This is a genomic window from Novosphingobium umbonatum (assembly GCF_004005905.1).
In the GTDB taxonomy this organism is placed as follows: Bacteria; Pseudomonadota; Alphaproteobacteria; order Sphingomonadales; family Sphingomonadaceae; genus Novosphingobium; species Novosphingobium umbonatum.
In genome coordinates, this window is sequence record NZ_SACO01000031.1 from 1 (window position 1) to 6,049 (window position 6,049).

General features: G+C 58.9%; 7 protein-coding genes. 6 read left to right on the forward strand and 1 reads right to left on the reverse strand.

The genetic code is table 11. The features are described from left to right. From EOE18_RS17990 to EOE18_RS18015, 6 genes are all read left to right on the forward strand, one after another. A partial coding sequence (locus EOE18_RS17990) for a rhodanese-like domain-containing protein (protein WP_127712110.1) occupies window positions 1-326 on the forward strand: 326 nt, incomplete at its 5' end. A 6-nt stretch (window positions 327-332) separates the two neighbouring features. Next, on the forward strand, window positions 333-776 hold the full coding sequence (locus EOE18_RS17995; protein WP_127712111.1) for a GNAT family N-acetyltransferase: 444 nt from the start codon (window positions 333-335) through the stop codon (window positions 774-776). Between the two features lie 47 nt (window positions 777-823). Next, on the forward strand, window positions 824-1,069 hold the full coding sequence (locus EOE18_RS19025) for a hypothetical protein (RefSeq protein WP_246027538.1): 246 nt from the start codon (window positions 824-826) through the stop codon (window positions 1,067-1,069). A gap of 185 nt (window positions 1,070-1,254) precedes the next feature. Next, complete coding sequence (locus EOE18_RS18005; RefSeq protein ID WP_246027539.1) at window positions 1,255-2,793, forward strand: TIGR00341 family protein; 1,539 nt, start codon at window positions 1,255-1,257, stop codon at window positions 2,791-2,793. A 4-nt stretch (window positions 2,794-2,797) separates the two neighbouring features. Next, a complete protein-coding gene (locus tag EOE18_RS18010; RefSeq protein ID WP_127712118.1) occupies window positions 2,798-3,976 on the forward strand; it encodes a cation:proton antiporter in 1,179 nt (392 codons plus the stop codon). A gap of 27 nt (window positions 3,977-4,003) precedes the next feature. Continuing rightward, complete coding sequence (locus tag EOE18_RS18015; RefSeq protein WP_127712120.1) at window positions 4,004-4,600, forward strand: chloride channel protein; 597 nt, start codon at window positions 4,004-4,006, stop codon at window positions 4,598-4,600. A gap of 258 nt (window positions 4,601-4,858) precedes the next feature. On the opposite strand, the gene EOE18_RS18020 is transcribed toward EOE18_RS18015, so the two are convergent. Next, on the reverse strand, window positions 4,859-5,857 hold the full coding sequence (locus tag EOE18_RS18020; RefSeq protein ID WP_127712122.1) for an IS110 family RNA-guided transposase: 999 nt from the start codon (window positions 5,855-5,857) through the stop codon (window positions 4,859-4,861). Between the last annotated feature and the right edge of the window lie 192 nt (window positions 5,858-6,049).

Below are 6,049 nucleotides of genomic sequence, written 5' to 3' on the forward strand. Positions count from 1 at the left end.
TCAGCTTTGAGACCGATTGCTGGGATGTGCATGACAGCTTGAGCAAGGGTGCCGATTTCGTGCTGCTCGATGTGCGCAGCCCCGCGCTTTACGCCAAGGGCCATGTGCCCGGCGCCATCAGCTTTCCACATGGCAAGATCATTGCATCCAAGATAGCGCAGTGGGCGCCAGAAACTGTCTTTGTGACCTATTGCGCAGGGCCCCACTGCAACGGAGCCGCGCGTGGCGCCTTGCGGTTGGCAGAACTGGGGCGGCCCGTAAAGATCATGGCGGGCGGCATCACGGGCTGGCTGGATGAAGGTTTTGCCTTGGACAGCGCGGAGTAAAGGCCAATGGAGATCGTCATCCGTCAGGCCGAAATCGGTGATTGCACCGGCCTTAATGGGCTAATCATCGCCCACGCCGCGTTCGAACACGGCCAGGCAAGCCTTTCGCATGACGATCTCCTCACGCTTCTCACCGAGCCTTGTCCCGCCAGCAGGATCATTGTGGCGGCCAGCTCTACCGCTTTGTTGGGCTATGCCGCGCTAACCGTGGATTTCTCGCTATGGCGCGCTCGCTATTGGGCCCATCTCGACTGCCTGTTCGTTCACGAAGATTGTCGCGGTCAGGCCATCGGGGGGCGTCTGTTCGATGCGGCCAAAGCGTTGGCCCGGACATTGGGAGTGGATTCCATGGAATGGCAAACGCCGTCATGGAATGAAAATGCTGCTGGATTTTACCGAGCAAAGCAAGCGTCTTGCACGCATAAGATGCGCTTTTTCTTGCCCTTGTGATCTTGAAACTGGCATCAGCAAAGCGTCCGGCAGGGCAGCTTCTAATTTTGTCGCGCGGCCTGAGCGAATTCGACCGCAGCGGTTATCGCTCGCAATGCCATGGGGCTGTTGCGCCAGCACGTGCTGCCCGCATCGATTGCGGCCATTGCACAGATGGCCTGTGGGTCACGTTGGGCAAGGTCCATAAGCGAAGAAATGCCAACCGCTTCAAGTCGGGCAATGACCTTGGGGCCGACGCCCTTTATGCCGAGGAGCGCGGAATGCTCCTCTTGGGTAAAGCGCTGCAAAGGTAACGGCCTCCATGTGATCAAGCCCTGCGATGGTTAGGGCCGTCATCGCAAGTGTCAATTCCTGCGCCTCTTGGAGTTGTGCGCTGCGAAAAATGCTGCAATAAAAGTGGTGGGTGCGTCATTCGCTGGCGAATGAGCAGGTTTGGTACATCGGTCGGGCCGCCGGTGTGAATACTCGACCTGGAGAATTGCGCCTATGGCTCCCCCCCCATGGCCTGATCCGCTGGTGGCGTGACCACGTGAATGCGGAAATCGATCATCCCGCTGTTGTGCAACGCATTTTTGATGAGAGTGGATGGAGCCCGCGTTTCATCTTCATGGTTGTCATGTCGGCGGGCATTGCCGAACTGGGCTTGCTGCAATCATCTCCGGCGGTGGTCATCGGGGCCATGCTTATCTCGCCGTTGATGGGCCCGATCATGGGGCTGGGTTTTGGCTTGGCGCTGTTTGATTTTGCCAGCCTGCGCCGCTCCCTGGCGGCACTGGCGCTGGCCGTGCCTTTGGCAATAGCATTTACGGCACTGATCGTGCTGTGCTCGCCGTTGCAATCGGCCACACCGGAAATTCTTGCTCGCACGCAGCCCAATCTGTTTGACCTTGTTATAGCGCTGTTTTCCGCGCTGGCGGGCAGTTTTGCGCTGATCCGCGGCAAGGGCGAGACCATTGTCGGCGTTGCCATCGCCACCGCCCTCATGCCGCCATTGGCGACCGTGGGCTTCGGGCTGGCTACCGGCAATAGCGCGATTGCATGGGGCGCGTTGGCGCTGTTTGCTACCAACTTTGTCACGATTGCCCTGTCGGCCACGATCATGGCGCGGCTTTATGGCTTTGGCCATTATCTTTCTACACATCAAACATGGCTGCAAACCGGACTGTTATTGGGTGCCTTTGTGGCAATGGCGGTGCCTCTCGGCCTCTCGTTGGAACATATCGCCAGTCAAGCGGTCACCACCAACCAGATCCGCGCAGCCCTTGCTGAAGCGTCGGGGCGCGAAGCTCGCATTACGCAGCTCGATATTGATTTTCAGGCTGTACCGATTGCGGTGCGTACCGTGATCATTACGCCGCGTCAAAAGGCGGTCTCAACGGCCCAGCTTGCCAATGCCATCAAGGCACGCATTGGTCAGGCAGTGGCACTTCAGGCCGATCAAGTCTGGCGTGCGCCTTCGTCAAGCGGGCTGGATGACGCCAAAGCCGCACTTGCCCGTGCGCAGGACCTGCAGATGGAGGAGCGCCACACCGAGCACATTCGGTACATGCTGGCCATTGCCGCAGGAGCAGCGCCTGACGATGTTCTGATTGACCGCGAAGCCCATCGCGCGCAGGTGGCAGCCGTGCTCTTGCCGGGTGCTGATCTTGCTACCTATCACGCATTGGAGCAGCACATCGCCGCCCTCGCCGATGGCTGGACCGTTATGCTTGCACCGCCTGCCGGACTGAACCTCTTACCCGTTCCTGTGACGGGCAATGGACAGCTGTCTTCCGCAGCCATGGCCGCCGTGGAGACCAACATCTGGGCTGCCAAACGCTGGAATTGGGCCGCCTTGGGCATACCGGGCTGGCTTGCTGCCATGCCTGCGCATCCTTCCTCGCTTCAGGCTGAAGCCAAGGCGATTGGTGAAATCGCCTCCGATGCAGATATCACACCGGTTGCGGGCGGGAAGTATCATGCGGGCATCCTGCAACTTGCCCCGATCAAACCTAACACTACGGCAAAGGGAGCCTAACGCCATGCATGGAATGGACAGTCTGACCCTTGGCCTTCTGTTGTTGATCGCCTGTCTGGTAGCCATCATCTGCCGCCGCTTTGGCCAACCCTATGCGATTGGCCTTGTCGTGGCGGGCATTGGCCTGAGCGTATCAGGCTACAAGAGCGGCATTGCGCTGACGCCTGAGCTGGTGTTCAGTGTGCTGCTGCCCCCGCTGGTGTTTGAAGCGGCACTGCATCTGGGCTGGAAGCAGTTTCGCCGCGAGGGCACATTGGTGCTTAGCCTTGCCTTCGGCGGTACATTGCTGTCCGCCGGTGTGGTGGCTGCAGGCATGCATTGGCTGGCAGCCTGGGGTTGGCCCGCTTCTTTGCTTTTTGGCAGTTTGATTGCTGCAACCGACCCAGTCTCGGTGATCGCCATGATGAAAGAGCAGAAGGCCGATAAGCGGCTGCGCTTTTTGATGGAGGCGGAAAGCCTGATCAATGATGGCGCGGCTGCGGTGCTGTTTGCGCTGGTGGCGGCGTGGATCGCTGGCACGGCAACCGGGCCGGGCGGCATTGCGATGACCTTGATCACGACCGTGGGCGGAGGCGTTTTGCTGGGACTGGCTGTAGGTACGGCGCTGATGCTGATTGCTGGGCGATCCGAGGATCATCTGGTCGAGATCACGCTCACGATGTTGGCAGCCTATGGCTCCTTCCTGCTGGCAGAAGAACTGCATGTATCCGGCGTTCTGGCGACTTTGTCGGCGGGCATGTTGGTGGGCAATTGGGGCAAAGGGCGGAGCTTGAGCGAAGCAGGGGGCGAGGCGGTCATCCAGTTCTGGGATTTCGCGGCTTTCCTTGCCAATTCGGTGGTCTTTCTGCTGATCGGCAGCCGCGAGGCAACCCAACCCATCGCCAGTTTCTGGCTGCCAGCGCTGATTGGCACGGTGGCGGTGTTGGCAGGGCGCGCTGTGGCGATCTATCCGATCACGCCCTTGTTCCGCAAAACCGCCATGGCCACAGATATGTTGACGCGCCATATCCTGTTCTGGGGTGGCCTGCGGGGGGCTTTGGCACTGGCTTTGGCTCTGGGCGCTCCGCGCAGCCTGCCTGAACATGATGCGCTCGTCAGCGTTGCCTTTGCCGTGGTGGCATTCTCTATCTTTGTTCAGGGGCTAACGGTGCCGATGCTGCTGCGCAAAGCAGGTGGTCGCTAAGGAAGGATCATGCTTTAAGCCGCGCCTATGAGCATTTTGGCCAGACTCATCTCCCCGACATACCGGTTCAATCGTCATGACCTGCTGTTGCGTGCAGCAGCGGTCATCGGTGCGGTGTTGCTCGGCTTGGCGACGATCATCTTCGCCAGGGCGGGCGAATGGGCGCAGCTGGCCTTTGTTCGGATCTATGCTGAGCATCCGTTATGGGCAACAATGGCTACGCCATTCGTGTTTGTGACCGTAGTTGCTCTTACCCGCCGGTGGTTTCCAGAGGCGCGCGGTTCGGGCATTCCGCAAGTGATGGCAGCCGGGTACAATCCCGCCGCGAGTGCCGATGGCCCGTTGATCTCGCTGCGTACAGCGGGGGCAAAGTTTCTGTGCACGCTGTTGATGCTGCTGGGCGGCGGAGCGGTGGGGCGCGAAGGGCCAACGGTTCAGATCAGCGCGGCGCTGATGGTTGCGGTGCACAGGTGGCTGCGGGTGCCGGTCAATGCGGGTGTGATCATCGCGGGCGGGGCCGCGGGGGTTGCCGCCGCCTTCAACACGCTGTTCGGCGTCAGCACCTATGGCCCAGAAAAGGGGTTGCGGATAATGGAGGGATTGGGTCTCGTCGTAGTGACGTAAGGAACGCATCTATGGACGCCTCCTGCGCAAGGCGATTTTTCGATCGTACAAACGGCTTACTATGCGTGAATCTATCCGGCCTCTGTTTGGAGCGATAGAACTCCGGGCCATGATGGGAATCCGCGTTCTTCAATGCCTTTTAAGATGAGCGGCCTGTGATGGCCATCGTTCCTTGCAGGCAGTGAAGGGGCGGCGCTAGCCGTTGCACCATCAATTTCTCACCTCGCATATTGTCACTGCCGGGGCAGAAAATCACAATTATGCCATTTGAAAATCTTTCTCTGTACGCAGCATTGCCCACGCCATGCGGACAGTCTTGTTGGCCATGGCGACGGCTGTTTTATTGTGACCTGCGCGTGTGAGCAATTCTTGTGCCCATTTGGCGAGCCGATCATTACGCCTGGAAATCGTAAGCAGCACAGCTCGCGCACCATGGATCAATTGCCGCCGAAGATAATGGCTAGCCTTTTTTCCAATTCCACCGAGCCTGGGCTTGCCACCGGTGGTGTATTGGCGGGGAACCAAACCGACCCAAGCCGCCATCGCCCGACCAGAAGAAAAATGCCGGCCATCATCAACGGCTGCAACGAGCGCGGTTGCTATCACAGGACCAACGCCCGGGAGTGTCGCCAGGCGACGGCACCGCTCATTGTCGCGACAAATGGCGACGAGCTTTCGGTCAAGATCGGCCACTCGCTCATCGAGCGCCCGGAATTTGCTTATCAAGGCAGAGAAAAGGTCAGACGCGAGTTCGGACAATGGCGCACTGGCTACCGTATCGATAATTTGCTTTCGGAATCTGAAGGCACCCGCTGAGAGCACGACGCCATATTCACCAAGCAGGCCTCGAATATGATTGATCAGTGCCGTACGTTCACAAACAACCCGGTCTCGCATCCGATGAAGCATTTGCAAATCCTGCTGGGCGAGTGTCTTGACCGGCACGAAGCGCATCGTGGGACGAGACGCAGCTTCATAAATCGCTTCGGCATCAACAGCGTCGTTCTTGGCGCCTTTCACGAACGGTTTTACGAACCGTGGGTGGATTAGGCGAATGGTACACCCATGGGCCTCAAGCGCACGCCCCCAGTGGTGGGCGCTGGCACATGCTTCCATGGCCACAACTGCCGGATTCAGGCGCTTTACAGCATCCAGGAATTTTGCCCTACTCAGCTTTCGGGAGATGATCTCGCCATCTCCTGTAATGCCGTGAATATGGAAAGACTGTTTTCCAAGATCGACTGCCAAAAGTTGCATAATACCGACTCCTTGCTTTGAGCCCGGCAACGTTCCCTGAGGTTGCAGGAGGCGTCCATCCCATAAGATGAGACCCAATCCCTCCAGCCCAAAATCGGCTGCCAAGCTCGCGAAGAAGCCTGCCGAGGCCGTGGTGAAAGATATTCGCCGCGCCACACGCCGGCATTTCTCGGCTGAAGACAAGATAAGGAT